The organism is Pseudomonas sp. GW821-FHT09C10, assembly GCF_059418085.1.
In genome coordinates, this window is record NZ_JBWKPE010000008.1 from 1 (window position 1) to 25,289 (window position 25,289).

The window sequence follows — 25,289 nt, forward strand, 5'->3', positions numbered from 1 at the left end:
GCGCAAATCTGTTGTGGTGAGCGGGCTTGCCCCGCGCTGGGCTGCGAAGCAGCCCCGACAAGGGCCCGCATTTTTCCTGATGAGACCGGTTGGCAGGTTTTGGGGCTGCTTCGCAGCCCAGCGCGGGGCAAGCCCGCTCACCACGGTTACTCGCTGCGCAGGGTAATCACCGGCCAACCCCGCTTCTCGGCTTCAGCGCGCAGATTCGGATCCGGATCCACCGCCACCGGATGCGTCACCTGCTCCAACAGCGGCAGGTCATTCATCGAGTCGCTGTAGAAGTAACTGTCTTCCAGGCTGTACCCCGTCTCTTCCAACCACCGATTCAAGCGCGTCACCTTGCCTTCACGGAAGCACGGCACATCCGTGCTACGCCCGGTGTAGCGGCCATTTTCCATCTCGCACTCGGTGGCGATCAGCGTCTCGACGCCCAGGCGTGCGGCAATTGGCGCGGTGACGAAACGGTTGGTGGCGGTGATGATCACCAGCTTGTCGCCAGCGGCGCGGTGCTTGGCCAGCAGTTCAACGGCCAGGGGCAGCATGATCGGCTCGATGCAGTCGCGCATATAGTCGTTATGCCATTCGTCCAACTGGGCCATCTCGGTGCGGCCGAGGATTTCCAGGCAGAAGTTCAGGTAGGCGGCGTTGTCCAGCTTGCCTGCCAGGTAGTCCTGGTAGAACTCGTCGTTGCGGGCTTTGTAGGCGACCGCGTCGAGAATCCCCCGCTCGCAGAGGTAATCGCCCCAGGCGTGGTCGCTGTCACCGCCGAGAAGGGTGTTGTCCAAGTCGAATAAAGCCAGGCGCATTGCAGTTACTCGCTGAAAAGTCTGTAAAAAGGCGTCCAGAATACGGTCTTTTCACAAGAGTGCACATAAGGTAAGAAGCCTCGTTGCCGCTGGAACAACCTTTGTGGAACAATGCGGCGACATGCGTTTGCGAGGTTGTTGCCGTGATCGACCCCGATGGTTTCCGTCCTAATGTCGGGATTATTCTTACGAATGATGCCGGACAGGTGCTATGGGCTCGCCGAATCAACCAAGATGCCTGGCAGTTTCCTCAAGGCGGAATCAACCCCGACGAAACCCCTGAAGACGCCTTGTACCGTGAGTTGAACGAAGAAGTCGGCCTTGAACGTGAAGATGTGCAGATTTTGGCCTGTACCCGGGGCTGGTTGCGCTATCGTTTGCCGCAACGCCTGGTGCGTACCCACAGCCAACCGCTGTGCATCGGCCAGAAGCAGAAATGGTTTCTCCTGCGCCTGATCTCCAACGAGCAGCGGGTGCGGATGGATTTGACCGGTAAACCGGAGTTCGATGGCTGGCGTTGGGTCAGTTATTGGTACCCGCTGGGCCAGGTGGTGACATTCAAGCGCGAGGTTTATCGTCGCGCTCTCAAAGAGCTTGCCCCGCGCCTTTTAGCGCGCGACTGACGACGGAGTTCGACCCCGAGCCATGCTCAATACGCTGCGCAAGATCGTCCAGGAAGTTAACTCCGCCAAGGATCTCAAGGCGGCGTTGGGGATTATTGTGTTGCGCGTCAAGGAAGCCATGGGCAGCCAGGTCTGCTCGGTTTACCTGCTGGACCCAGAGACCAACCGTTTTGTGCTGATGGCCACCGAGGGCTTGAACAAGCGCTCCATCGGCAAGGTCAGCATGGCGCCCAATGAAGGTCTGGTGGGCTTGGTGGGGACGCGTGAAGAACCCCTGAACCTTGAAAACGCGGCCGATCACCCGCGTTATCGCTACTTTGCCGAAACCGGCGAAGAGCGCTACGCCTCGTTCCTCGGCGCACCGATCATTCACCACCGCCGCGTCGTCGGCGTATTGGTCATCCAGCAAAAAGAACGTCGCCAGTTCGATGAGGGCGAAGAAGCCTTCCTCGTGACCATGAGCGCGCAGCTCGCCGGGGTTATCGCCCACGCCGAAGCCACCGGCTCGATTCGCGGCCTGGGGCGCCAGGGCAAGGGGATCCAGGAAGCCAAGTTCGTCGGCGTACCGGGTTCACCGGGGGCGGCGGTCGGTACTGCCGTGGTCATGTTGCCGCCGGCCGACCTCGATGTGGTGCCGGACAAGCACGTCGACGACATCGACGCTGAAATCAAACTGTTCAAGACGGCCCTGGAAGGCGTGCGCGCCGACATGCGCAACCTGTCGACCAAGCTGGCCACCCAGCTGCGCCCCGAAGAGCGCGCGTTGTTCGACGTGTACCAGATGATGCTCGACGACGCGTCCCTGGGTAATGAAGTCAAGACCGTGATCAAGACCGGCCAGTGGGCCCAGGGCGCGCTGCGCCAGGTGGTCACCGATCACGTCAACCGTTTCGAATTGATGGATGACGCCTACCTGCGCGAGCGGGCCTCGGATGTGCGTGACCTCGGTCGCCGTCTGCTGGCCTACCTGCAGGAAGACCGCACCACCAACCTGGTCTACCCCGACAACACCATCCTGATCAGTGAAGAACTGACCGCCACCATGCTCGGCGAAGTGCCTGAAGGCAAGTTGGTGGGCCTGGTCTCGGTCCTCGGTTCGGGTAACTCCCACGTCGCGATCCTGGCCCGGGCCATGGGCATTCCGACGGTGATGGGCCTGGTGGACCTGCCGTACTCCAAGGTCGATGGCATCGACATGATCGTCGATGGGCATCGCGGCGAGGTGTTTACCAACCCCAGCGAAGTCCTGCGCAAGCAATACGCCGAGGTGGTGGAAGAAGAGAAGCAACTGGCGCTCGGGCTCGATTCCTTGCGCGAACTGCCGTGCGTGACCCTCGACGGTCACCGTGTACCGCTGCTGGTCAACACCGGCCTGCTGGCCGATGTGGCCCGCGCGCAACAGCGCGGCGCCGAAGGCGTGGGGCTGTACCGCACCGAAGTGCCGTTCATGATCAACCAGCGTTTTCCGAGTGAGAAGGAGCAGCTGGCGATTTATCGCGAGCAACTGTCCGCCTTCCACCCGTTACCGGTGACCATGCGCAGCCTGGACATTGGCGGCGACAAGTCACTGTCGTATTTCCCGATCAAGGAAGACAACCCCTTCCTCGGCTGGCGCGGTATTCGCGTCACCCTCGACCACCCTGAAATCTTCCTGGTGCAGACCCGTGCCATGCTCAAGGCCAGCGAAGGCCTGAACAACCTGCGCATCCTGCTGCCGATGATCTCCGGCACCCATGAGCTGGAAGAAGCCTTGCACCTGATCCACCGCGCCTGGGGCGAAGTGCGCGACGAAGGCGCCGACGTACCGATGCCGCCGATTGGCGTGATGATTGAAATCCCGGCGGCGGTGTACCAGGCCAAGGAACTGGCGCGGCAGGTGGACTTCCTGTCCGTGGGCTCCAACGACCTGACCCAGTACCTGCTGGCCGTGGACCGTAACAACCCACGGGTGGCCGACCTCTACGACTACCTGCACCCGGCGGTGCTGCAAGCCTTGCAACACGTGGTGCGCGACGCCCATGCCGAGGGCAAGCCGGTGAGCATCTGCGGTGAAATGGCCGGTGACCCCGCGGCGGCGGTGCTGTTGATGGCGATGGGCTTTGACAGCCTGTCGATGAACGCCACCAACCTGCCGAAGGTGAAGTGGATGCTGCGCCAGGTTGAACTGAGCATGGCCAAGGATCTGCTGGCGGAGTTGATGACCATCGACAACCCGCAGGTTATCCACAGCTCGCTGCAATTGGCGCTGAAGAACCTGGGGCTGACGCGGATGATCAACCCGGCTTCCGCCAAAACCTTGTAGGAGCGAGGGGGACGCCTAGTTCCTACAGGTTGATGTCCACCTCGCCTAACCGTCCACCATGTGGTCCAAAGCTGCGCTCCACCATCCGCCGCGTGCCATCGGCGTTCACAATCAACGCCGTGCTCGCCCGTGTCCCATAACTGGGGCTGGCGATAAACACACTCGACAGCAAACTCTCGGTCGCTAACCCCACGCCGGTATCGGGCAAGTCAGCAAACGGCGCCGTCTGCGGATCGCTCAGAATCTCCAGTAGCGCTTCGGGCTGGGGATCGTTCAGCAACTCACTCAGCGCGGCTTTGGCCTTAAGCAGTTTCGGCCAAGGTGTATCCAGCCCTGCATTGGATAACCCATACACGCCCGCTTTCAACTGCGTCGGCTCGGTGTGATTGGCGTTGTAATGCCACAACTCTTCCCGCGTCCCCACCAGCAGGTTAAACCCGGCATATTCAATCGATCGGCCGTTAACGTCGGCCAAATACTGGTCAATCGGCAGCGAACCACTGAGAAACCGTGCCACCAGCTCCCCGCGGGACTTGCGTGCCGGCGGCTGGTGGGGATCACGGATATTGGTCAGGGCCGCAAACCGCCCATCGGCATTCACGCCCAGCCAGGTGCCGCCCGCTTCCTGATCGCGGCCGGCGTAGACTTCGGGCGCATCCGGCCACTGGGCCAGCGGCAGGCTGGGGCGGGCGTAGAACTCATCACGGTTGGCCGCGACGATCAGCGGCTGGGCATGGCCCGGCCGCCAGGCAAAAACAATCAGGCACATCAGGCGATTCCCGTTTGTGTTTTTTGCCACTCTACCCACACCGGCAGCGGCGTTCCATCGTATCCAGTTGGGTCGCATGCCTTCCATCCGTTAACATGCCGGACCTGGTTTGGGGGCTCCCATGGAATTTCTGCTGTATTTGCTGCTGGGCGCGTGCGCGGGCGTGCTCGCCGGGCTGTTTGGCGTGGGCGGCGGGATCATCATCGTGCCGGTGCTGGTGTTCAGCTTCACCTTGCAGGGCTTCGCCCCGCAGGTGCTGACCCACCTGGCCGTGGGCACCTCCCTGGCGACGATCATCTTTACCTCGGTCAATGCCGTGCGTGAGCACCACCGACGTGGCGCGGTGCGTTGGCCGATCTTTGTCTGGATGACCGTGGGCATCCTGCTCGGCGCCGGCTTTGGTGCACTGACCGCCGAGGCGATTTCCGGCCCCCACTTGCAGAAGATCATCGGCGTATTCGCCCTGATCATCGCCGTGCAACTGGCCCTGGAGGTCAAGCCCAAGGCCAGCCGCACGGTGCCGGGTAAGCTCGGCCTGACGGTGGCCGGTACCGTGATCGGCTGGGCTTCGGCGATTTTCGGCATCGGCGGCGGCTCGCTGACCGTGCCGTTTTTGACCTGGCGCAGCGTGCCGATGCAACAGGCGGTGGCCACCTCGTCCGCCTGTGGCCTGCCGATTGCCCTGGCCAGTGCATTAAGTTTCATGATTCTGGGCTGGCATGACCCGCTGTTGCCCGCTCATAGTCTAGGGTTCGTGTATTTGCCGGCGCTGCTGGGCATTGCCCTGACCAGCATGGTGTTTGCCCGTTTCGGCGCACGCCTGGCGCACCGGTTGTCGCCGCGCTTGCTCAAGCGGTTGTTCGCCGGCTTGCTGTTTTGTGTCGGTTTGAATTTTTTGCTGTAACGCAGGCTTAATCGCGCCCGGGCATGGTCCGGTCGCCATAACGAATGATTTAACGAGGAGTCGCAATGCTGCCTTACCCGCAGATCGACCCGGTGGCCCTGGCCATCGGTCCGCTGAAAATCCACTGGTACGGGTTGATGTACCTGATCGGCATCGGCGGTGCATGGCTGCTGGCCTCCCGGCGCCTGAACCGTTTCGACCCGACCTGGACCAAGGAGAAGCTCTCCGACATGGTGTTCTGGTTGTCGATGGGGGTGATCGTCGGCGGGCGCCTGGGGTATGTGCTGTTTTACGATCTCTCGGCCTACATCGCCAACCCGACGCTGATCTTCGAAGTGTGGAAAGGCGGCATGGCATTCCACGGTGGCTTTATCGGCGTGATGATTGCGGCCTGGTGGTTTGGCCGGCGCAACGGCAAGTCGTTCTTCCAACTGATGGACTTTGTCGCGCCGCTGGTACCAATTGGCCTGGGCGCCGGGCGCATCGGCAACTTCATCAACGCCGAATTGTGGGGCAAGCCGACCGACGTGCCGTGGGCCATGGTGTTCCCGCCGTTCAGCGACCCGGCGCAACTGCCGCGCCATCCGTCGCAGCTGTACCAGTTCGCGTTGGAAGGCGTGGCACTGTTCCTTATCCTGTACCTCTTTTCGCGCAAACCGCGCCCGACCATGGCCGTTTCCGGCATGTTCGCGCTGTTCTACGGGATCTTCCGTTTCATCGTCGAGTTCGTGCGCGTGCCGGATGCCCAGCTGGGGTACCTGGCGTGGGGCTGGCTGACCATGGGACAAGTGCTCAGCCTTCCGATGATCCTGGTCGGCCTGGGCCTGCTGTGGTGGGCGTACAATCGCCCGCAACCGCTGAAGCACACCGCGCTTTAAATTCGAATGCCGAGGCCCGCGAGGTCTCGGCTTCAACGATACGGGTAATGACATGAAGCAATATCTCGAACTACTGAACGACGTCGTGACCAATGGCCTGACCAAAGGCGACCGTACCGGCACCGGCACCAAGGCCGTGTTCGCCCGTCAGTATCGGCATAACTTGGCCGACGGCTTCCCGCTGCTGACCACCAAGAAGCTTCACTTCAAAAGCATCGCCAACGAACTGATCTGGATGTTGAGCGGCAACACCAACATCAAGTGGCTGAACGAAAACGGTGTGAAAATCTGGGACGAGTGGGCCACCGAAGACGGTGACCTGGGCCCGGTGTATGGCGAGCAGTGGACTGCATGGCCGACCAAGGATGGCGGCACGATCAACCAGATCGACTACATGGTGCACACGCTTAAGACCAACCCCAATAGCCGTCGCATCCTGTTCCACGGCTGGAACGTCGAATACCTGCCGGACGAAACCAAAAGCCCCCAGGAAAACGCGCGCAACGGCAAGCAAGCCCTGCCACCGTGCCACCTGCTGTACCAGGCGTTCGTGCATGACGGCCATCTGTCGATGCAGTTGTACATCCGCAGCTCCGACGTATTCCTCGGCCTGCCGTACAACACCGCTGCCCTGGCGCTGCTGACCCATATGCTGGCCCAGCAATGCGACCTGATTCCCCACGAGATCATCGTCACCACCGGCGACACCCACGCCTACAGCAACCACATGGAGCAGATCCGCACCCAGCTGGCGCGTACGCCGAAGAAGCTGCCGGAACTGGTGATCAAGCGTAAGCCGGCGTCGATCTACGATTACAAGTTCGAAGACTTTGAAATCGTGGGTTATGACGCCGATCCAAGCATTAAAGCCGACGTCGCCATTTAAGGACTGTCTCAGTCAAAATGTGGGAGGGGGCTTGCCCCCGATAGCGATGGATCAGTTAAGTGAAGAATGACTGACACACCGCCATCGGGGGCAAGCCCCCTCCCACATTTGGTCCGGTTAATGCCCGTGGCTTCTCCCTACATGTGAGGGCTCGGCCTCGCTGGCGGCCACACCGCCGTTGACCTCCAGTCGCTGCAAAATTCCGCAGTGGTCCCCACCGCCACAGCGTTGGCGCAGGTCCAGCAACTGCTCCTGCAACGCCAGCAGCCCGTCAATCCGCGTTTTCACATGGTGGATATGCTCGTCGATCAACGCATTCACGTTTTCACACTGGTCCTGGGGGCTGTCCCGTAGCCCGAGCAGGCTGCGGATTTCTTCCAGGGTCATGTCGAGGCTGCGGCAGTTGCGGATGAAGATCAGCCGCTCGGTGTGCGCCTGGGTGTACACGCGGTAGTTGGCTTCGGTGCGTGCCGGGGGTGGCAGCAGGCCTTCCTTCTCGTAATAACGGATGGTTTCCACCGGACAGTCGGTCAGTTTGGCCAGTTCGCCGATCTTCATTACAGCAATCTCCAAATGGGTGCTTGACCCTATAGTGGCTACAGGGTCTTTACTTGGCAACAGGCACCTTACGGACGCGACCTGATGAGCGACTCCATTCACACCCCGCACAAACACGATCATGACCACGATCATGGGCCGAAGAAACTCACCCCCGTGCACGATCACGGCCATGGCGGTTCCTGCTGTTCCGGCACGCCCGCGCCTGCGCTGGTGCAGTTGAGCGAGGCGCCCACCGCCGGCTCGCGCCTGAGTACCTTCCGCATCGAAGCCATGGACTGCCCCACCGAGCAGACGCTGATCCAGAACAAACTGGGCAAGCTGGCCGGTGTGCAGCAGCTGGAATTCAACCTGATCAACCGCATCCTCGGCGTTACCCATGACCTGCCGAGTACCGCGCCGATCATCGAAGCGATCAAATCCCTGGGTATGCAGGCCGATCCGATCGTGGAGGGCACCCCGGCCGCCGAGCCGCCCGCCAAGAAGCATTGGTGGCCGCTGGCGTTGTCCGGTGTGGGCGCGTTGGGCGCTGAAGTACTGCACTTCACCAATGCCGCGCCCACTTGGGTGATTGCGCTGGTAGCGCTGGTGTCGATCCTCAGCGGCGGCCTCACCACCTACAAGAAGGGCTGGATCGCCCTGAAAAACCTCAACCTGAACATCAACGCCTTGATGAGCATCGCGGTCACTGGCGCGGTCCTGATCGGCCAGTGGCCGGAAGCGGCCATGGTGATGTTCCTGTTTACCGTGGCCGAGCTGATCGAAGCCAAGTCCCTGGACCGTGCGCGCAATGCCATCAGTGGCTTGATGCAGATGACACCGGAACAGGCCACGGTTCGGCAGGCTGATGGAAGCTGGGTTGAAATGGAGGTCAAGAGCATTGAGCTGGACGCAATCGTGCGGGTAAAACCCGGCGAGCGTATCGGCCTTGACGGTGAAGTCACCGCCGGCCAGTCCACCATCGACCAGGCGCCGATCACCGGTGAAAGCCTGCCGATTGAAAAGACCGTGGGCGATAAAGTCTTCGCCGGCACCATCAACCAGGCCGGTTCCCTGGAGTACAAGGTCACGGCGGCTGCCAACAACTCCACCCTGGCCCGCATCATCCACGCGGTGGAGCAGGCCCAGGGCGCGCGGGCACCGACCCAGCGGTTCGTCGACAGCTTCTCGAAAATCTACACCCCGGCCGTGTTCCTGTTCGCCTTGGGCGTGGCCGTAATCCCGCCGCTGTTCATGGCCGGCGCCTGGTTCGACTGGATCTACCGCGCGCTGGTGCTGTTGGTGGTGGCGTGCCCGTGCGCGCTGGTGATCTCCACCCCGGTGACCATTGTCAGCGGCCTGGCGGCTGCGGCGCGCAAAGGCATCCTGATCAAGGGCGGTGTGTACCTGGAGGGCGGCTACAAGCTTGACTACCTGGCCCTCGACAAGACCGGCACCATCACCCATGGCAAGCCGGTGCAAACCGATTACCTGGCACTGTTCACCACTGTCGAAGACAGCGCCCCGGCCCTGGCCGCCAGTTTGGCCGGGCGTTCCGACCACCCGGTGTCCCTGGCGATTGCCAATGCGGCTGTGGATAAAAACCTGCCGGTACACGTTGTGGATAACTTCGAAGCCCTGGCCGGGCGCGGCGTGCGCGGCGATATCAATGGCCAGACCTACCACTTGGGCAACCACCGCCTGGTGGAAGACTTGGGCTTATGCTCGCCAGAGCTGGAGGAAAAGCTGTTCGCCCTGGAAAAACAGGGCAAGTCCGTGGTGCTGTTGCTCGACAAGTCCGGCCCGCTGGCGCTGTTCGCCGTGGCCGACACGGTCAAGGACAGCAGCCGCGAAGCCATCCAGCAACTGCATGAGCTGGGCATCAAGACCCTGATGCTCACCGGCGACAACACCCACACCGCCCAGGCGATTGCGGCCCAGGTCGGCATCGACCAGGCCCAGGGCGACCTGTTGCCCACCGACAAGCTGCACGCCATCGAAACCCTCTACGGCCAAGGCCACCGGGTGGGCATGGTCGGCGACGGCATCAACGACGCCCCGGCCCTGGCGCGCGCCGAGATTGGCTTTGCCATGGCCGCGGCAGGCACCGACACCGCTATCGAGACGGCCGACGTGGCCTTGATGGACGATGATTTGCGCAAGATTCCGGCATTCATTCGTTTGTCGCGGCAAACGTCGAGTATCCTCAAGCAGAACATCACCCTGGCCCTGGTGATCAAGGCGATCTTCCTGGTGGTCACGTTCCTGGGCATGGCGACCATGTGGATGGCGGTGTTCGCCGACATGGGCGTGGCCCTGCTGGTGGTGTTCAATGGCCTGCGCCTGTTGCGCAAATAGAGGATGAGAGGGTGGTGTGCTGAGTGCCGAGTTGAAGGCGTTTTTTATGGTCGCCCGCCTGGGCAGTATTACCCAGGCGGCGAAAAAACTCGGCCTGAGCCAGCCCACCGTTACCACCCAGATTCGCAACCTGGAAAGCCAGTACGGCGTTGAGTTGTTCTACCGTGGCGGGCGCCGCCTCACCGTCAGCGACGAGGGCGCGCGCCTGCTGCCGATGGTCAAGACGCTGCTGCAGCAGGAAGCGGACATCGAGTTTTTCCTGCGTAACAGCGGCCAGGTCCAGGGCGCACTGAGGATTGCCGCCACGGCGCCGTATTACATCCTCGACCTGGTCAAAGCCTTTCGCGAACGCCTGCCGCAGGTGGAGGTATCGGTGGAAATCGGCAACTCCCAGCAGGTGCTTGAAGCCTTGGATGACTACCGCGTCGATGTCGCAGCGTCCTCACAGTTGCTCGAAGACCCGCGCCTGATCCGTCGTGTACTGGGCACCGACCCGTTGGTGCTGGCGGTACACCGCAACCACCCACTGGCCAAGCTCGACCATGTGCCCCTCAGTGCCTTGGCCGGGCATACGTTGTTGATGCGTGAAGCCGGCTCCACCACGCGGCGGCTCACGGAAGAGATGCTGCAAGGCGCCGGCGTGAGCTACGGGCCGCTGCTGGAAATCGGCAGCCGTGAATCGATCCGCGAAGCGGTGTTGCGCAATATCGGCATCAGCATCATCGCCCGCCAGGAAGTGCCCCATGACCCACAGTTGCGGGTGTTGACCATCGAGAACGCGCCGCAGATTCCCGAGTACCTGTACTGCCTCAAGGAAAGAAAAGGCGCTCGTCTGCCGGCGGCGTTTCTGGGGTTGGCGCAGGAAATGTCGCCGATCTAAAGCCTTGTAGTGGCTTTGGGGACCAATCGGGAGCAAGCCCCCTCCCACAGGTGACCGCATTTCCATGTTGGAACTCGGTCAAGTGTGGGAGGGGGCTTGCTCCCGATTGCGGTAGACCAGGCAGCTCACCGCTAAGCGTCCTACACAAATCTGCGAATACCACTATCGCCGCCTTTTGCCTTTCTGCCACAAGAGGGACGCATTGCCTGCCTAGCATGGCCTTCATCAGTTTGATGAGGTGCCACCATGAACACAGCCCTGACCCAACCCGGCGCGCCGATGAACGTGCGCGGTATCCAGAAACGCTTCGGCGCCTTTACGGCGTTGGACAATGTGTCCCTGGACGTGGCTGCCGGCGAGCTGGTGTGCCTGCTCGGCCCTTCCGGCTGCGGCAAGACCACGTTGCTGCGCTGCATCGCCGGCCTGGAACGCCAGGACAGCGGCGAACTTTACCTGGGTGACCGCGATGTTTCCCTGCTGCCGCCCCAGGCGCGGGACTACGGCATTCTGTTCCAGTCCTACGCGCTGTTTCCCAATCTCACCGTCGAAGCGAACATCGGCTACGGCCTCACCGGCAGCGGTCGCGATGAAGTGCGCCAGCGCGTCGGACAGATGCTTGAACTGGTGGGGCTGCTTGGCAGTGAAAAGAAGTACCCCGGCCAACTCTCCGGCGGCCAACAGCAGCGGGTTGCCCTGGCCCGTGCCCTGGCACCGGCGCCGTCATTGCTGTTGCTGGATGAGCCGATGTCGGCCCTCGACGCCCGCGTGCGCGAGCATCTGTGCACTGAGCTGCGCCAGCTGCAACGGCGCCTGGGTATCACCACCCTGATGGTCACCCACAACCAGGACGAAGCCATGTTGATGGCCGACCGCATTGCCGTGATGAACAACGGCAAGGTCGAGCAATACGCCACGCCCCAGGAAATCTACGACCGCCCGGCCACGCCGTTTGTGGCGGAGTTTGTCGGCCAGGGCAACTGGCTGCCGTTCAGTCGCAACAGTGCCAGCCATGCCCAGGTCGGCGGGATGAACATGCGCCTGGCCGAGGATGCCGGCGTGGCCAGGTCCGGCCGGCTGTTCTGCCGCCCGGAAGCGATCAGCGTCAACCCGGCGGTGCATGAGGAGAACCTGTTCCCGGCCAAGGTCCGCGAGATCACCTTCCTCGGCAACCGCTGCCGCATGAGCTTTGAGCTGGAGCAGCTGCCCGGCCATCCGCTGCTTGCCGAGCTGGCACCGGAAGCCATGCCGCGCCTGGGCGCCCAGGATATCTGGGTGGCCTTGCCGCCGCGCAGCCTGCAGGTGTTTGCCTGAGATGGCCGCGGTCATGACTCTGGCGCGTCAAGCGTCACGCGCCGAAACCGGCGACCGTATTTTCGTGGTCGGCGGCAAACTGCTCTGGCTGGTGCTGCTGGGCATCGCCGTATTGCTGCCACTGCTGGCGATCTTCTGGCGCGGTTTCAGCAGCGAGGCCGGGCAGGGCGGTGGCCTGGTGGCCGCACGGGCGTTGCTCACCAGCGCCAACTTCCACTGGCTGCTGGGCAATAGCCTGAAAGTCTCCCTCAGCGTGGCGGCCATCGTCGTACCGCTGGCCTACCTGTTTGCCTACGCCCTGCAACGCACGTTGATACCCGGCAAGGCCCTCTGGCGCGGTATGTCGCTGCTGCCGTTGATGGCGCCGTCGATGCTGCCGGGGATTGCACTGGTCTACCTGTTCGGTAACCAGGGCCTGTTGCGCGGGCTGTTCTCGGACAACATCTACGGCTTCTGGGGCATTGTCCTCGGTGAAGTGATCTACACCTTCCCACATGCCCTGATGATTTTGCTGTCGGCGCTGTCCCTGGCCGATGCGCGTTTGTTCGATGCGGCCTCAAGCATGGGCGCCAGTCCTGCCCGGGCGTTTCGCAGCATCACCTGGCCGGCCACGCGCCAGGCGGTGTTTGCCGCGTTCTGCCTGGTGTTCACCTTGACCATCACGGATTTCGGCGTGCCCGTGGTGGTGGGCGGGGATTACCAGGTGCTGGCGCTGGAAGCCTACAAGGCGGTGGTCGGCCAGCAACAGTTCGGTCGCGGTGCGTTGATCGGCATGGTGTTGCTGCTGCCGGCGCTGTTCAGCTTTGGCGTCGACGCCTGGTTGCGCCGTCGCCACGGCGAGGCCATGAGTGGCCGCGCCCAGGTCTTCCAGCCGGCGCCGTCGCGCCTGAGGGATAGCGCCTATCTGCTTATCGTGCTGCTCATCAGTGCCGCGTTGCTGCTGGTGTTCGGCATGGCGGTGTACTCCTCGCTGGTGAAGTTCTGGCCGTACAACCTGTCGCTGTCGCTCAGCCACTACCAGTTCGAAGACACGGCCGGCGGCGGTTGGCTGGCCTATCGCAATAGCTTGACCCTGGCGCTGTGCACGGCATTGATCGGCAGCGTATTGATCTTCACCGGCGCCTACCTGATGGAAAAGACCAAGGGCCAGAAGGGCCTGAACCTGGCGCTGCGCATGCTTAGCTTTGTGCCGATGGCCGTGCCGGGGTTGGTGCTGGGCCTGGGCTACGTGTTCTTTTTCAACCTGAGCGGCAACCCGCTGCATGTGTTCTACGGCACCATGACCCTGCTGGTGGTGTGCACCATTGCTCACTATTTGACCACCGCACAGATGACCGCCACCACCGCGCTGCGCCAGCTGGACGCCGAGTTCGAAGCGGCGGCGCTGTCGCTCAAGGCGCCGCTGTATCGCCATTACTTGAAAGTCACGGTGCCGATCTGCCTGCCGGCGCTGCTGGACATCGTGCGCTACCTGTTTGTGTCGGCGATGACCACCGTGTCCGCCGCGATCTTCCTCTACAGCCCCGACACCATCCTCGCCGCCGTCGCCGTGTTGAACATGGACGACGCCGGCAATGTGGGCGGCGCGGCGGCCATGTCGACCCTGATCCTGTTCACCTCAGGCAGCGTTTCGCTGCTGCTGGCGTGGGCTTCACGTGGCGCCTTGCGCCGCTCCCAAGCCTGGCGCCAGACCGCGCCCGGCCAATAACCATCCCTGAAGGAGGTGCTCCATGTTCAAGCCCCTGGCGCTGGTCGCTGCCGTACTCACTGCATTCAGCCTGAATGCCTTCGCCAAGACCGAGTTGACCGTGTACACGGCCCTTGAAGCCGAGCAGTTGAAGACCTACAAAAAAGCCTTCGAGCAGGCCAACCCTGACGTCGAGATCAAATGGGTTCGCGACTCCACCGGCATCATTACCGCCAAGTTGCTGGCCGAAAAAGACCGCCCGCAGGCCGATGTGGTCTGGGGCCTGGCCGCATCGAGCCTGGCGATCCTCGATCAGCAGGGCATGCTCGATAACTACGCGCCGAAGGACCTGGACAAGATCGGCAAGAACTACCGTGACGCCGCCAACCCACCGGCCTGGGTCGGCATGGATGTGTGGGCGGCAACCATTTGCTTCAACACGGTCGAAGCCGAAAAGCAGGGCCTGACCAAGCCGGTGAGCTGGCAAGACCTGACCAAGCCCGAGTACAAGGGCAAGATCGTGATGCCCAACCCGGCCTCGTCCGGCACCGGCTTCCTGGATGTGAGCGCCTGGCTGCAAACCTTCGGCGAGAAGCAGGGCTGGCAGTACATGGACGACTTGCACCAGAACATCGGCCAGTACGTACATTCGGGCTCCAAGCCCTGCAAGCTGGCGGCTTCCGGTGAGTTCCCGATTGGTATTTCCTTTGAGTATCCGGCCGTGCAGCTGAAGCGCCAGGGTGCACCGCTGGACATCATCCTGCCGAAGGAAGGCCTGGGCTGGGACATCGAAGCCACTGCCGTGATCAAGGGCACCGCCCATGCGGACGCCGCCAGAAAGCTCGCCGACTTCTCCGCCAGTACAGCGGCAATGGACCTGTACAAGGACAACTTCGCCGTGCTCGCCCAGCCGGGGATCGCCAAGCCGCAGACCGAATTGCCGGCTGACTATGAGCAGCGTTTGATCAAGAACGACTTCGGCTGGGCCTCGAAAAACCGCGACAGCATCCTGGCTGAGTGGCGCAAGCGCTATGACGGCAAGTCGGAGAAACAATAATTTTCACCTCTACCTGTAGGAGCGAGCTTGCTCGCGAAGAACGAATAGACGGCGCGGATAACCTGAAGCGCTGCCTTATCGTTGACGTTCTTCGCGAGCAAGCTCGCTCCTACAGAGGGTTGCATATTCCATGACAGATTTACTGATCATCGGCGCCGGCATCCTCGGCCTGTCCCACGCCTACGCCGCCGCCAGGCGCGGGCTCAAGGTCAAGGTGTTCGAGCGCAGCGCCACACCCCTGGGCGCCTCGGTACGCAACTTCGGCCAGGCCCTGGTCACCGGTCAGCCGCCGGGGCCGATGCTTGAGCTGGCACGGCAAAGCCGTGATATCTGGGGGCAATGGGCTCGGGTTGCCGGCCTGCAGCTCAAGCGCAACGGCTCGTACCTGTTCGCCCGTACCGAAGCCGAAGAGCATCTGCTGGAAGCCTTCTGCGCCGGCCGCGCGCGTGAACACGGCTATGACGTCGACCTGTTGCAAGGCGCGGCGTTGAAGGATCTGTATGGCGGCCAGTTCCGCCATCACCGCGCCGCGCTGCATGGCCGGGACGACCAGCAACTGTATTCGCGTGAGGCGATACCGGCACTGATCCACTACCTGAGCCTGCAACTGGGTGTGGAGTTTCACTTCTCCACCCTGGTGCGCGATGTCGAACCGGGCCAGGTCCACAGCACGGCAGGCAGTTTTCGTGGCGAGCAGGTCATCGTCTGTTCAGGCCACGATTATCAAACCCTGTTGGCCGAGGCCATCGCCGAACTCAACCCGCAGATCTGCCGCCTGCAAATGCTGCGCGCCCGGCCTGCACTCAACCTCAACCTGCAACACGCCTTGCTCACCGGCCTCAGTTGCGTGCACTACGGCGCCTTTGCCGACCTGCCTGAAGCCGCGCCGGTACAGGCACAAATCTTGCGCGAGGCGCCGCACCTGCATGCACACGGGATTCACCTGCTGATCAGCCCGACGCCCCATGGCGAATTGATCATCGGCGACTCCCACGACTACGGCAGCGATGCCTCGCCGTTCAATGCCGAGCAGGTGGATGACTGGATGATCGAGTTGGCCGAACAGACCTTGGGTTGCAAGATCCAGGTAATGGAACGTTGGCAGGGCGTCTACGGCGCCAGGGGCCCGGCGCCGTTTTCATTTGTGCAGGCCGCACCTGGCGTGAGCGCCGCCTTGATGCACACCGGCGTGGGCATGAGCGTGGGGCCGGCGATGGCCGAGCGCAATATCACAACACTGTGGGGGCAAGCGTGATGAACCCGGAACAGGCGATTGCCACAGTCTTCGGTTTGTACGAGCAGCACGGCACGGCGGATTACATCGGCGAGCCGGTGTCGCAGATCGAGCACATGTCCCAGGCCGCGCAGTTGGCCATGGCCGAAGGCTTTGATGATGAAGTGGTGCTGGCGGCGTTTTTCCACGATATCGGCCATCTGTGCGGCCAGGGTGGCGAGAACATGGGCGGTTATGGCGTGGCCAGCCATGAACGGTTGGGCGCGGATTATTTGCGCCGTGCAGGCTTCAGTGAGCGCCTGGCCAGGCTGGTGGAGTACCACGTCCAGGCCAAGCGCTATCTGACGTTCAGCCGGCCGGACTACTACTCACGTTTGAGCGAAGCCAGCCGCCGCACCCTGGGTTACCAGGGCGGCGTGATGACGGCCGAGGAGGCCCGCGCCTTTGAGCAAGACCCGCTGTACCAGGTCAGCTTGCGCCTGCGCCACTGGGACGAACAGGCCAAGCAAATGCACGTGCCGGTGCTCGACCTGGAAGTGCTCAAGACCAAGGCCCGGCAGCTGCTGGCGGCTTAAGTCTCGTCGAGGCGCTGGGCCAGGGATTCGACCTGTTCCTGGCGTTCGGCCTGGCTCAGTCTGGCCTGGGGGTTGAGGGACGACCATTGCGGGTGGGCCCGGGCCTTGTGCAACGCGTCCGGCAATTTGCCTTCGCGCCAGGTCTTGTCCTGGGGCGTATCGACCTTGATGCTGTGCATCGCCGCATGGCCGCGCAGGTTCAGGGCCTTGAGCAACTGGCGCTGGCGCAGGGCAAGCAGGCGCAGCACGCTGTCGTCCACGGTCAGCTCGCGTTGGCCCTTGATCTTGCCCAGCAAGCGGCTGCCGTAGCTGCGTGCAGTCTGCAACGCGCCACCGGCGATGGCGCCCGCCAGGGCGGCGGCGCCGAGGGTCAGCCCGCCGACCAGTAGGTCCACACCGGCTCCGGCCGCTGCGCCTGCAGCGATGCCACCACCGACGCGCACGCCGAGTTGCTTGAGGGTTTCCGGGTTGAACAGGTCATCACCCCAGCGGCCGTCGAGCAACGGCAAATCGCTGGCGGCGGCGTCCTGGGGGCGGAAGCCGAACAGCTTGAGCAAGGCCTCCACGCATTTTTGTTCGCGCTGACGCACCGCCTTGCGCACATCGCTGATGGCTTGTTGCTCATCTTCAGTCACCACGCTGCGTCGGCACGCGGCGCAGTCGATCAGCAATTCGGCAATCAACCGCGCGGCACTCTGTTGCCTGGCCTGGCGTTGGGCTTCCTGGTCGAGGATCAGGCGCTGCAACTGCGGCCGGGCGTTTTCCAGCAGCAGGGCGAGGCTTTCATACAGGCGGCGTTCGCCGTCTTCCGGCGGCGCGACGCTGTCGAAACGCACCAGCGCATGCAGGCCCAGGCGTGCCAGGGCTTCACGCCAGTCCGGCTCGCGGTGGTCGCTGCTGCTGACGAAGTTAAGCACCGGCAGCAACGGTTTACCGCAACTGGCCAGCACTTGCAGCTCATCACGGTACTTGGCCAGCACCGGTTCGCGAGCGTCGATCACATACAGGCCGGCGTCCGAGGCCAACAGTTGGCGCAGCACCTTGGCTTCCTGTTCGAAACGCTGGCGGGCTTCGCTGCCTTCCAGGAACCGTGCCAGGCGGGCTGGGCCGTCCAAGCGTTCGCCGGGGCGATCCAGGCGTTCCAGGTAGTCGAGCAGGGCGATAGCATCTTCCAGGCCGGGCGTGTCGTACAGCTCCAGCAAGGCTTCGCCGTCGACCGACAAGCGCGCACCTTCGACATGCCGCGTGGTGCTGGGGCGATGGGAGACTTCGCCGAACCCGACGTCACGGGTGAGGGTACGCAGCAACGAGGTCTTGCCGACGTTGGTGTGGCCGACCACGGCGAGTTTCAGTGGCTTAGTCATGACCGGTCTCCAGCCAGTTCAACGGCGCGCAATCGGCGAACGGCAGCTCCAGTTGTTGCAGCGCGCTGTGCCAGTCGCCCAGGCGCTCGGCATCAAGCGCCTGGCCGGGCGGGGCTTGCAACAGCCATACGCGAGTGGCGGCGGCGCTGCGTGCGAGTTCGGCGATCAGCGCCAGGCTGCCGCGGTCCGGCGAGCGGCGCGGGTCGCAGGCGATGGCCAGGCGCGCGGGCGGGAAGCGGCTGAGTTGCTCCAGGAGCTTGTTGCGCGATTCGCGGCTGTCGAGGATGCCGGCGTTCTTAACCTTCGCCGGCAACTTGGGCGGCCAGGGATGTTGATCGTCCAGTTCGATGGCGACGAGCAAGGCGCCGTCGCTTTCCAGCGCACTGACGCCGCCGGTGACGGGGTGCAGTTGTTCCGGCGCGGCGTCGTTGACGCCAAGGCGCTCGCTGCTGGGCATCAGGCGTTCGCGCAGTGGGCTGTAGCCGGGCAGGTTGAGGTCTAGGTGCAGGGCGGCGCGCCCGCGTTTCCAGCGCCACAGGCACAGCAGGGCGAGGATCAAGCGGGGCAGCAGGCCGTAGACCAGCAATACCCCGACCAGCCAGGCGGCCCACGCCTGGCGGGCGCTTTCGATATTCAGTGCGGAGTCGCCGCTGGCGCGGATCATCTCGACGGTCGGTACGTTGAAGCCCAGCAGGGCGGGCAGGGTGCCGAGGGCCTGGGTCACGGCGACGAAGGTGTCGGCGCCGAGGATGGTGGTTTCCCACACAAAGCCGTAACGGCGGGTGGCGAGCAGCGTCAGCAGAATCACCAGCGCGCTGAGCAGCGCCAGCAACCACAGGCTGTTGACCAGCACACCGACCGCCCAGCGATTGAGTTTCTGCCGTTGCAGCAACAGCAGCAACGCCGGGGCCAGTTGGGCGGCCTTGGCGTCGCGCGCCAGTTTTTCACTGAGCCACAACCACAAGCGCCCGAGGCTGGCGCTGTGCTCGCCAGCAAACAATAGCCCCAACGCCCAGCTCAACAGCAGGATCAGGTTCAGGCCGAGCAGGCTGCCCAGGGCCCAGAACACATTCACCGGGGTCAAGCCGTTGCCCAGCGCAGCAAAGGCCAGGCCCGCGCCGCTGATGACGGCCACTACCGCCAGCAGCACCAGGGCCAGGCGTGCGCCTTGCAGCCAGCGCGTGAGGGCGGCGGTCAGGCCATCGCGCTCGGCCAGATGCAGGGCGCGCTGCTGGATGCGCGTTGGCAGGTCGCCGCCCGCCGTGCGGGCGAGGCGATTGGCTTCCTGGTCTTCCAGGGGGCCGGCGTGTTCTTCACGCAGGCGCACGGTTTCCGTCAGCCAGAGTTTTTGCAGGGGGTTCAGTGCGGTCACGCGTCTTCCTGTCGTGCAAGTGAGCTTGGAGCATAACCGCTGGTTCGTGGCTCTGGTATTCTCGTCGCCATGAAAAAAACTCTCCCTTTAAGCCTGATCGCAGCCCTCGGTGAAAACCGCGTGATCGGCGTCGACAACAGCATGCCCTGGCATTTGCCGGGGGATTTCAAATATTTCAAGGCCACCACGCTCGGCAAGCCGATCATCATGGGGCGCAAGACCTGGGACTCCCTGGGCCGACCGCTGCCGGGGCGCTTGAACATTGTGGTCAGCCGTCAGACCGACCTGGCGCTGGAAGGTGCGGAAGTTTTTCCGTCACTCGATGCCGCCGTGGCGCGGGCCGAAGCCTGGGCGCTGGAGCAGGGCGTGGATGAGCTGATGCTGATCGGTGGCGCGCAGCTGTATGCGCAGGGGCTGGAACAGGCGGATCGCCTGTACCTGACACGCGTGGCGCTGAGCCCGGAAGGGGATGCGTGGTTTCCGGCGTTTGATGCGAACCAGTGGAAGTTGGTGTCGAACATCGAGAATCCGGCGGAAGGGGACAAGCCGGCGTACAGCTTTGAGGTTTGGGAAAAGGCCTGCCAAGCATGGGAGACAGACGAAGTAAAAAAGCGCTTGGCTGATCCTCTGCGGGTTAAAGTTTCACTGGATGATTTGTAGGCATGAGCTTCTTGTTGTGTTGAGCGAGCTTGTCGCGCGCGTGGCGAACCGGCTCACTACACCTATCGGTGTAACTAGGCCTGCACTAACTCCGCATACTCATCAGCATCCAGCAAGGTTTTATACGTCTGCCCCATGATCTGGCTGAATCGCCCCAGCCATCATCGAACCATTCAGGTTCAACTTCGTGTGGCCCATGTCGATCAGCGGCTCCATGGTAATCCGTGGTTTCCGGCGTTTGATATGAACCAGTGGATGTTGGTGTCGAATGCCGAGAGTACGGCGCAAGGGGTAAGCCCACGTACAACTTCGATGTGTGGGAGCACGGTTAAGATCATCTGCATGTGGAGCGGGGGAGCGATAAAAAACGCGCTTGGTGTGGAGTCAGGCGTGGTTAATCGCGGCCCATCTCAACCAACGTGAACGCTAAACCACATACTGATTTATCTGGTAAATACTGGGCAGCGACCCTCGCGTTCGAGTGAAACTCCAAACTGAGACGAAAGGAATCCCATCCTCCTGTAGCCCCAATCGGCAACGGTAACTTCACTGGCCCTTTGGACTCGTTTGGCTTTCCAAGTGTGTTTTGAATACTCTCTTGATTCATCGAGAGGGCGAATGGTGCAGGTAGCTCACCCACGTACTTTGGCTCTCCATCCGCCAGTGCTATCAGGCAAAAAACGATTCGCTCTAATCGCATGGTTTCAGCCCAAAACCAAAGCTCAATGCCTGGCTCTGGCTTATCGATGAAATGGGTGTTCTGGCTATTTGAAAATAGTGGTTTTATCGATCCTGCACAAAGTAAACCCTCGACAAGAAACTCGTCGTAAGTGCGACCCAAACCTCTTACCAAGTGATTAATTTTCACGGCATCCATACTAGTACCACCCTTGATTCTCGTTGATCTTATGCATTTGGGTACGCGCCGTCTCAAGATCAGACTCGGCGAAGCCGTGACCTAGAAGATATGGCTTGATAGCATTGAAATTGCTGTCTACTGCGTGACGAAGATCGTCAGCATCTAACGCCTGTTTTTCCTCCGTATTTCGCCAGCCGTAGGTCTCACTAAACTTCTGATGGATGTAAGACGGAATCGCAATGCTTGCAGCGTTGTTTAATGCATCCTTAAGCTGCCTCTCTGTGAAGCTTATTGCATAGCTTTCGAGATGACGTCTTATCGACGCCTGCGAGGGCATGTGATCCACATGTAACCCGTTGCGCAGTCGTCCATTGAACGCGCCATAAATATCAACCTCTAAGGGCTTGACCGCAGGCTTGGCAAACACCAAATACAGCGGCGGTACACCCGAATCAGCGGGAAACGAAATGATCGTATCCTGCCAGGTAACATCCTCAGCTTCCTGGCCCGGATAGTGACTTAATGCCGAATCTTGCCCCACTGCAACCGGATGAACGAACAAATTATCCAGGCGTTCCGGTGTGCCGGGATACGGGCTCGGCACACTCACCACCGGCCCATGATTTGGCGTCCAAGTGATGCTGATGCCATCGAGCACCGCCACCATCGCGCTTTTGTCAGCATTCCATCTGGCTTGTGCGACAGGCACACGATCTGCGCCACTTCCAGGCCTGGTATGTATGCCGTAAACGCGCAGTTCACCGGACTCATCCTGGCGAAACTGGAAACGCACCCGTGTACTGGCTGAACGCATCCCCTCCAACTGCTTCGGGGTGTACAGCGTTGAATCACCGATATCCCGAGGCCAGAATGCCAGCAGCACGAGGTTGAGGGCGGAACTGGCTCCGGCCAACGCTCGTACAGCCCATGCACCGAGGTCGCTGCCGAGTGTGCCTGCTACCCTGCCGACAGCGCCCGTCGTACCGGTTGAGGCCATGACGGCCGTGGTGCCGAAGTTCCTGGCGTTTTCCGGGCCGGCTCCCGCAGCCGTAGAACCGGCCGGCACCGAGACGCATGATTTGGCGAACACGCACGCGTCAGCGGCACGATTCACCGCGCCGGGGACGGAGAAGTTGGCAACAGGCGGGTTAGGTGTGTTTGGCCCTGTCCAAGTGAAGGTGTCACGCTGGGGTTGTGTTTCGAACACCTGAGACTTGAAGCGCTGGCAGGCGATCAGCTCAGGGGGTGGATCGCATTTACATATACAAAGATCCCCCTCAAGCGCCGCTTGTTTGCCGCCCCACTCTTCGTGCAGATGAGGGCCGACGAGCGCTATGAAGCCTTCGGTGCCGCATGCCGGACAAGCGACGCGGTCACCTTCTCTGGCGATCATTTGTCCGTTGAAGCTGGTGCGCGCCAAACCGCTGATCACTTCACCGCCTGCCGTGGTCTTCGCGCCAGTGGTGATGTTGTAGCGCTTCACATCTGGCTTTCCACACGATATCCGGGCTGTAGAAGGCCTGGGATGCCATCGTCGTCCGCGTACTCCACCACCTGAGCCAGTTCTTGCAAGCTGCTCGTCACAATGTCGCCGTTGTCTGTAGCACTGCCGACAATTGCGATTGGCAGGCCTTTGTAGGTTGCTGCGAAACCTGCTCCCGAGACAATTTCACTCTCTTTGCCATCGGGGTAGCGCACTCGGTCGCCTACACGCGCGATGCGCAGGTTATCAATCTCGAGGCTGGTGCTTGCTGTAACGATTTCGCCGCCCATGTGCGTTTTGGAGCCGAGTGTCGCGTAGTCATAGATGGCTTTGACTGGGCGAGTTGATTGCTGAATTTCAGTATCAGTGTCTTTCATGTCCGTTCCTTTTTTGGACGCGCAACGGGGCTCAAATACCGTCGTGGTGTCGAGTCGTGCTAAGGGGGGGGCGCAGTGGCGCCAGAAGATGCTGCTGGACGCTGGAAAACCAAACAACTGACCGTTCGGCTAGGTATTCGTAGAAACAGAAATTTCTCACAAGTTATCGGGGTTGCCCTTAGGAAGCCGGCTCCCTAGTCTCCGTACACCGCTGCAAACGCAGCAGTCGGGCGTCGCGGCCCAGTCTACCAATGCGCAGAAGCGCCATTGTCCGCTTTCAGTTGGTGATCTTTTATCGTCTACTGTGCGGCTGTATGGTGGCTGTGCGCGGGATACCTTCGGGTATGCCGGGTTCTTTGGTAACCGGTCCGCGAACCTGCGTACAGCTGCCACCCTCCATCGCGTCGCGGCGATCAGTAGCAGCTCCACTTACCAAAGGAGCTTCACAATGTTCAAACCCGTCCCAAACCCCCCACTCGATTCTCCATCCTATGACGTCCCCGTCGTGCTATTGCGCGTGAAAGACGGTATCCCCACCGAAGACCTGCTGGTCAACCTCTCCGAGACACTGGCGTCAGCACACGCCCTGACCTGCAACTTTGCATTTGAGCTGGAAAGCTCGCGGCGGGAAGGCGCGTTGGGTATTGCGCAGTTGATTGAAGTGGCTCAGTTGCTGGCCGAGCGGGTGCTGGAGGGTCTTGAGCCGTCATCCGAGACAGAATTAGGCTACTAGCAAGTCAGCTATTTGATCGCCCTATGCTTTGGGCTCATCGTTCTACACAAATATCGAAAAGCCTAAAAGCATCGGGGGCAAGCCCCCTCCCACATTCGACCGCATTCTCATGTTGGAACTCGATCAACTGTGGGAGGGGCTTGCCCCTGATGGCGGTCTGTCAGGCCTGCGCCAACTCCCCATGCTCATCCGCATCCAACAACGCTTTATCCGTCTGCCCCATGATCTGGCTGGTAATTGCCCCCGCCGTCATCGAACCATTCACGTTCAGCGCCGTACGGCCCATGTCGATCAGCGGCTCCACGGAAATCAGCAGCGCCACCAGTGACACCGGCAAGCCCATGGCCGGGAGCACGATGAGTGCGGCAAAGGTCGCGCCGCCGCCCACGCCCGCCACACCGGCCGAACTCAGGGTCACAATCGCTACCAGGGTCGCGATCCACAGCGGGTCCAGCGGGTTGATGCCCACGGTCGGCGCCACCATCACCGCCAACATGGCAGGGTAGAGGCCGGCGCAGCCGTTCTGGCCGATGGTCGCGCCAAATGAGGCGGCGAAGCCGGCGATGGAGTGCGGGATACCCAGGCGGCGGGTCTGCGCCTCAATGCTCAGCGGGATGGCCGCCGCGCTGGAACGGCTGGTGAAGGCAAAGGTCAGCACTGGCCAGACCTTGCGGAAGAAGCGCAGCGGGTTGATCCCGGCCAACGACAGCAGCAGGCCGTGCACCACGAACATCAGGCCCAGGGCCAGGTACGACACCACCACAAAACTGCCGAGCTTGATGATGTCCTGCAGGTTGGAACCGGCGACCACCTTGGTCATCAGCGCCAGCACACCGTACGGGGTCAGCTTCATCACCAGGCGCACCAGGCGCATCACCCAGGCTTGCAGGGTGTCAATGGCGTTGATGACTTTCTGGCCTTTTTCCACGTCATCCTTGAGCAGTTGCAGCGCGGCAACCCCGAGGAAGGCGGCGAAAATCACCACGCTGATGATCGACGTCGGCTTGGCCCGGGCCAGGTCGGCGAACGGGTTGGCCGGCACGAACGAGAGCAGCAACTGCGGGATATTCAGGTCGGCAACCTTGCCGGCGTAATCGCTCTGGATCACTTGCAGGCGTGCCATTTCCTGGGTGCCGGCCACCAGGCCTTCGGCGGTGAGGCCGAACAGGTTGGTCAGGCCGATACCGATCAGCGCTGCAATCGCGGTGGTGAACAGCAGCGTACCAATGGTCAGGAAGCTGATCTTGCCCAGGGACGAGGCGTTATGCAGGCGCGCCACGGCACTGAGGATCGAGGCGAATACCAGCGGGATCACGATCATTTGCAGTAGTTGCACATAACCGTTGCCGACCAGGTCGAACCAGCCAATGGAGGCTTTGAGCACGGGGTTGCCGTCGCCGTAAATGGCGTGCAAGGCCGTACCGAACGCTACGCCGAGGACCAGGGCGAACAGAACCTTCTTGGCGAGGCTCCAGTGGGTGCGACGGGTTTGTGCCAGGCCCAGCAACAGGGCCACGAACACCAGCAAGTTGAGAATCAGGGGAAGATTCATTGAAGCTCCGTTGAGAAGGCAGCCAATCGCGTGAGCCTGCGATTGCGAACCGGAAATCCTAACAGCTTGAAATATATTGATT

Annotated in this window: 23 protein-coding genes and 1 pseudogene; 15 read left to right on the forward strand and 9 right to left on the reverse strand. The window is 61.9% G+C overall.

The genetic code is table 11. The features are described 5' to 3' along the window. Positions 1–146: 146 nt before the first annotated feature. Complete coding sequence (locus AC07OT_RS16285) at positions 147–806, reverse strand: histidinol-phosphatase (protein ID WP_495108513.1); 660 nt, start codon at positions 804–806, stop codon at positions 147–149. 143 nt (positions 807–949) lie between these two features. Here AC07OT_RS16285 and AC07OT_RS16290 point away from each other — a divergent pair, with 143 nt between their 5' ends. Both AC07OT_RS16290 and ptsP read left to right on the forward strand, forming a co-directional pair. Continuing rightward, complete coding sequence (locus tag AC07OT_RS16290) at positions 950–1,429, forward strand: RNA pyrophosphohydrolase (RefSeq protein ID WP_003176750.1); 480 nt, start codon at positions 950–952, stop codon at positions 1,427–1,429. A gap of 22 nt (positions 1,430–1,451) precedes the next feature. After that, positions 1,452–3,731 (forward strand): phosphoenolpyruvate--protein phosphotransferase, encoded by a 2,280-nt coding sequence (gene ptsP / locus AC07OT_RS16295; RefSeq protein ID WP_065938083.1) that lies wholly within the window; start codon positions 1,452–1,454, stop codon positions 3,729–3,731. A 22-nt stretch (positions 3,732–3,753) separates the two neighbouring features. Here the strand turns inward: ptsP and AC07OT_RS16300 are convergent, their stop codons facing one another. Next, a complete protein-coding gene (locus AC07OT_RS16300) occupies positions 3,754–4,500 on the reverse strand; it encodes an NRDE family protein (RefSeq protein WP_495108514.1) in 747 nt (248 codons plus the stop codon). A 121-nt stretch (positions 4,501–4,621) separates the two neighbouring features. On the opposite strand from AC07OT_RS16300, the gene AC07OT_RS16305 reads away from it, so the two are divergent. The 3 genes from AC07OT_RS16305 (at position 4,622) to AC07OT_RS16315 (ending at position 7,168) form a co-directional block, all read left to right on the forward strand. Further along, on the forward strand, positions 4,622–5,404 hold the full coding sequence (locus tag AC07OT_RS16305) for a sulfite exporter TauE/SafE family protein (RefSeq protein WP_495108515.1): 783 nt from the start codon (positions 4,622–4,624) through the stop codon (positions 5,402–5,404). Positions 5,405–5,469: 65 nt separating this feature from the next. Next, positions 5,470–6,282: a prolipoprotein diacylglyceryl transferase gene (lgt, locus tag AC07OT_RS16310; protein ID WP_027608428.1), complete on the forward strand. Its 813-nt coding sequence runs from the start codon at positions 5,470–5,472 to the stop codon at positions 6,280–6,282. Between the two features lie 52 nt (positions 6,283–6,334). Beyond that, entirely contained in the window at positions 6,335–7,168 is an 834-nt protein-coding gene (locus AC07OT_RS16315) for a thymidylate synthase (RefSeq protein ID WP_015886389.1), read from the forward strand. A gap of 117 nt (positions 7,169–7,285) precedes the next feature. Here AC07OT_RS16315 and cadR read toward each other — a convergent pair whose 3' ends face one another. Continuing rightward, the gene (gene cadR / locus AC07OT_RS16320) at positions 7,286–7,726 is read right to left on the reverse strand and encodes a Cd(II)/Pb(II)-responsive transcriptional regulator (protein ID WP_495108516.1); all 441 of its coding nucleotides are present in this window, start codon (positions 7,724–7,726) and stop codon (positions 7,286–7,288) included. A gap of 84 nt (positions 7,727–7,810) precedes the next feature. On the opposite strand from cadR, the gene AC07OT_RS16325 reads away from it, so the two are divergent. The 7 genes from AC07OT_RS16325 to AC07OT_RS16355 all read left to right on the forward strand — a co-directional run bounded on the left by AC07OT_RS16325 (position 7,811) and on the right by AC07OT_RS16355 (position 16,807). After that, positions 7,811–10,063 carry a heavy metal translocating P-type ATPase gene (locus AC07OT_RS16325; protein ID WP_495108517.1) on the forward strand — a complete coding sequence of 751 codons (2,253 nt, stop codon included), beginning with the start codon at positions 7,811–7,813 and terminating at the stop codon, positions 10,061–10,063. Positions 10,064–10,079: 16 nt separating this feature from the next. After that, positions 10,080–10,943 (forward strand): LysR family transcriptional regulator, encoded by an 864-nt coding sequence (locus AC07OT_RS16330; RefSeq protein ID WP_065938087.1) that lies wholly within the window; start codon positions 10,080–10,082, stop codon positions 10,941–10,943. 246 nt (positions 10,944–11,189) lie between these two features. Next, positions 11,190–12,254, forward strand: a complete 1,065-nt coding sequence (locus tag AC07OT_RS16335; protein ID WP_065938088.1) for a putative 2-aminoethylphosphonate ABC transporter ATP-binding protein — start codon at positions 11,190–11,192, stop codon at positions 12,252–12,254. Position 12,255: 1 nt separating this feature from the next. Beyond that, positions 12,256–13,962, forward strand: a complete 1,707-nt coding sequence (locus AC07OT_RS16340) for a putative 2-aminoethylphosphonate ABC transporter permease subunit (protein WP_495108518.1) — start codon at positions 12,256–12,258, stop codon at positions 13,960–13,962. Positions 13,963–13,984: 22 nt separating this feature from the next. Then, on the forward strand, positions 13,985–14,998 hold the full coding sequence (locus tag AC07OT_RS16345; protein ID WP_074847855.1) for a putative 2-aminoethylphosphonate ABC transporter substrate-binding protein: 1,014 nt from the start codon (positions 13,985–13,987) through the stop codon (positions 14,996–14,998). A gap of 130 nt (positions 14,999–15,128) precedes the next feature. Beyond that, positions 15,129–16,253 (forward strand): TIGR03364 family FAD-dependent oxidoreductase, encoded by a 1,125-nt coding sequence (locus tag AC07OT_RS16350; protein WP_495108519.1) that lies wholly within the window; start codon positions 15,129–15,131, stop codon positions 16,251–16,253. Further along, positions 16,253–16,807, forward strand: a complete 555-nt coding sequence (locus tag AC07OT_RS16355) for a phosphonate degradation HD-domain oxygenase (RefSeq protein ID WP_495108520.1) — start codon at positions 16,253–16,255, stop codon at positions 16,805–16,807. Before AC07OT_RS16350 ends, AC07OT_RS16355 begins: the two co-directional genes overlap by 1 nt. On the opposite strand, the gene AC07OT_RS16360 is transcribed toward AC07OT_RS16355, so the two are convergent. Both AC07OT_RS16360 and AC07OT_RS16365 read right to left on the reverse strand, forming a co-directional pair. Then, positions 16,804–18,171, reverse strand: a complete 1,368-nt coding sequence (locus AC07OT_RS16360; RefSeq protein ID WP_495108521.1) for a DUF3482 domain-containing protein — start codon at positions 18,169–18,171, stop codon at positions 16,804–16,806. The two genes, AC07OT_RS16355 and AC07OT_RS16360, sit on opposite strands and share 4 nt — an antisense overlap. Next, positions 18,164–19,543 (reverse strand): DUF2868 domain-containing protein, encoded by a 1,380-nt coding sequence (locus AC07OT_RS16365; RefSeq protein ID WP_495108522.1) that lies wholly within the window; start codon positions 19,541–19,543, stop codon positions 18,164–18,166. Before AC07OT_RS16365 ends, AC07OT_RS16360 begins: the two co-directional genes overlap by 8 nt. A gap of 69 nt (positions 19,544–19,612) precedes the next feature. Between AC07OT_RS16365 and AC07OT_RS16370 the strand changes: the two genes are divergently transcribed. Both AC07OT_RS16370 and AC07OT_RS16375 read left to right on the forward strand, forming a co-directional pair. After that, on the forward strand, positions 19,613–20,203 hold the full coding sequence (locus tag AC07OT_RS16370) for a dihydrofolate reductase (protein ID WP_495108523.1): 591 nt from the start codon (positions 19,613–19,615) through the stop codon (positions 20,201–20,203). Positions 20,204–20,419: 216 nt separating this feature from the next. Next, positions 20,420–20,535: pseudogene (locus AC07OT_RS16375) on the forward strand (dihydrofolate reductase); the annotation flags it as partial. A gap of 62 nt (positions 20,536–20,597) precedes the next feature. Here the strand turns inward: AC07OT_RS16375 and AC07OT_RS16380 are convergent. The 3 genes from AC07OT_RS16380 to AC07OT_RS16390 are packed head-to-tail and all read right to left on the reverse strand — an operon-like array spanning position 20,598 to position 22,922. Next, entirely contained in the window at positions 20,598–21,080 is a 483-nt protein-coding gene (locus tag AC07OT_RS16380) for a DUF6392 family protein (RefSeq protein ID WP_495108524.1), read from the reverse strand. A gap of 1 nt (position 21,081) precedes the next feature. After that, a complete protein-coding gene (locus AC07OT_RS16385; RefSeq protein ID WP_495108525.1) occupies positions 21,082–22,545 on the reverse strand; it encodes an S-type pyocin domain-containing protein in 1,464 nt (487 codons plus the stop codon). Continuing rightward, positions 22,542–22,922: a PAAR domain-containing protein gene (locus AC07OT_RS16390; protein WP_141156241.1), complete on the reverse strand. Its 381-nt coding sequence runs from the start codon at positions 22,920–22,922 to the stop codon at positions 22,542–22,544. The genes AC07OT_RS16385 and AC07OT_RS16390 overlap by 4 nt, the downstream gene beginning before the upstream one ends. A 448-nt stretch (positions 22,923–23,370) precedes the next feature. On the opposite strand from AC07OT_RS16390, the gene AC07OT_RS16395 reads away from it, so the two are divergent. Beyond that, on the forward strand, positions 23,371–23,655 hold the full coding sequence (locus AC07OT_RS16395; protein WP_495108526.1) for a DUF6124 family protein: 285 nt from the start codon (positions 23,371–23,373) through the stop codon (positions 23,653–23,655). 160 nt (positions 23,656–23,815) lie between these two features. Here the strand turns inward: AC07OT_RS16395 and AC07OT_RS16400 are convergent, their stop codons facing one another. Beyond that, the gene (locus AC07OT_RS16400; protein ID WP_141156239.1) at positions 23,816–25,207 is read right to left on the reverse strand and encodes an L-cystine transporter; all 1,392 of its coding nucleotides are present in this window, start codon (positions 25,205–25,207) and stop codon (positions 23,816–23,818) included. Positions 25,208–25,289: the final 82 nt, after the last annotated feature.

Coding starts and splice junctions, on each gene's coding strand:
- AC07OT_RS16285 (WP_495108513.1), bottom strand. CDS start 806: ATGCGCCTGGCTTTATTCGACTTGGACAACACCCTTCTCGGCGGTGAC.
- ptsP (WP_065938083.1), top strand. CDS start 1,452: ATGCTCAATACGCTGCGCAAGATCGTCCAGGAAGTTAACTCCGCCAAG.
- AC07OT_RS16300 (WP_495108514.1), bottom strand. CDS start 4,500: ATGTGCCTGATTGTTTTTGCCTGGCGGCCGGGCCATGCCCAGCCGCTG.
- AC07OT_RS16305 (WP_495108515.1), top strand. CDS start 4,622: ATGGAATTTCTGCTGTATTTGCTGCTGGGCGCGTGCGCGGGCGTGCTC.
- lgt (WP_027608428.1), top strand. CDS start 5,470: ATGCTGCCTTACCCGCAGATCGACCCGGTGGCCCTGGCCATCGGTCCG.
- AC07OT_RS16315 (WP_015886389.1), top strand. CDS start 6,335: ATGAAGCAATATCTCGAACTACTGAACGACGTCGTGACCAATGGCCTG.
- cadR (WP_495108516.1), bottom strand. CDS start 7,726: ATGAAGATCGGCGAACTGGCCAAACTGACCGACTGTCCGGTGGAAACC.
- AC07OT_RS16325 (WP_495108517.1), top strand. CDS start 7,811: ATGAGCGACTCCATTCACACCCCGCACAAACACGATCATGACCACGAT.
- AC07OT_RS16335 (WP_065938088.1), top strand. CDS start 11,190: ATGAACACAGCCCTGACCCAACCCGGCGCGCCGATGAACGTGCGCGGT.
- AC07OT_RS16340 (WP_495108518.1), top strand. CDS start 12,256: ATGGCCGCGGTCATGACTCTGGCGCGTCAAGCGTCACGCGCCGAAACC.
- AC07OT_RS16345 (WP_074847855.1), top strand. CDS start 13,985: ATGTTCAAGCCCCTGGCGCTGGTCGCTGCCGTACTCACTGCATTCAGC.
- AC07OT_RS16350 (WP_495108519.1), top strand. CDS start 15,129: ATGACAGATTTACTGATCATCGGCGCCGGCATCCTCGGCCTGTCCCAC.
- AC07OT_RS16355 (WP_495108520.1), top strand. CDS start 16,253: ATGAACCCGGAACAGGCGATTGCCACAGTCTTCGGTTTGTACGAGCAG.
- AC07OT_RS16360 (WP_495108521.1), bottom strand. CDS start 18,171: ATGACTAAGCCACTGAAACTCGCCGTGGTCGGCCACACCAACGTCGGC.
- AC07OT_RS16370 (WP_495108523.1), top strand. CDS start 19,613: ATGAAAAAAACTCTCCCTTTAAGCCTGATCGCAGCCCTCGGTGAAAAC.
- AC07OT_RS16380 (WP_495108524.1), bottom strand. CDS start 21,080: ATGGATGCCGTGAAAATTAATCACTTGGTAAGAGGTTTGGGTCGCACT.
- AC07OT_RS16390 (WP_141156241.1), bottom strand. CDS start 22,922: ATGAAAGACACTGATACTGAAATTCAGCAATCAACTCGCCCAGTCAAA.
- AC07OT_RS16395 (WP_495108526.1), top strand. CDS start 23,371: ATGTTCAAACCCGTCCCAAACCCCCCACTCGATTCTCCATCCTATGAC.
- AC07OT_RS16400 (WP_141156239.1), bottom strand. CDS start 25,207: ATGAATCTTCCCCTGATTCTCAACTTGCTGGTGTTCGTGGCCCTGTTG.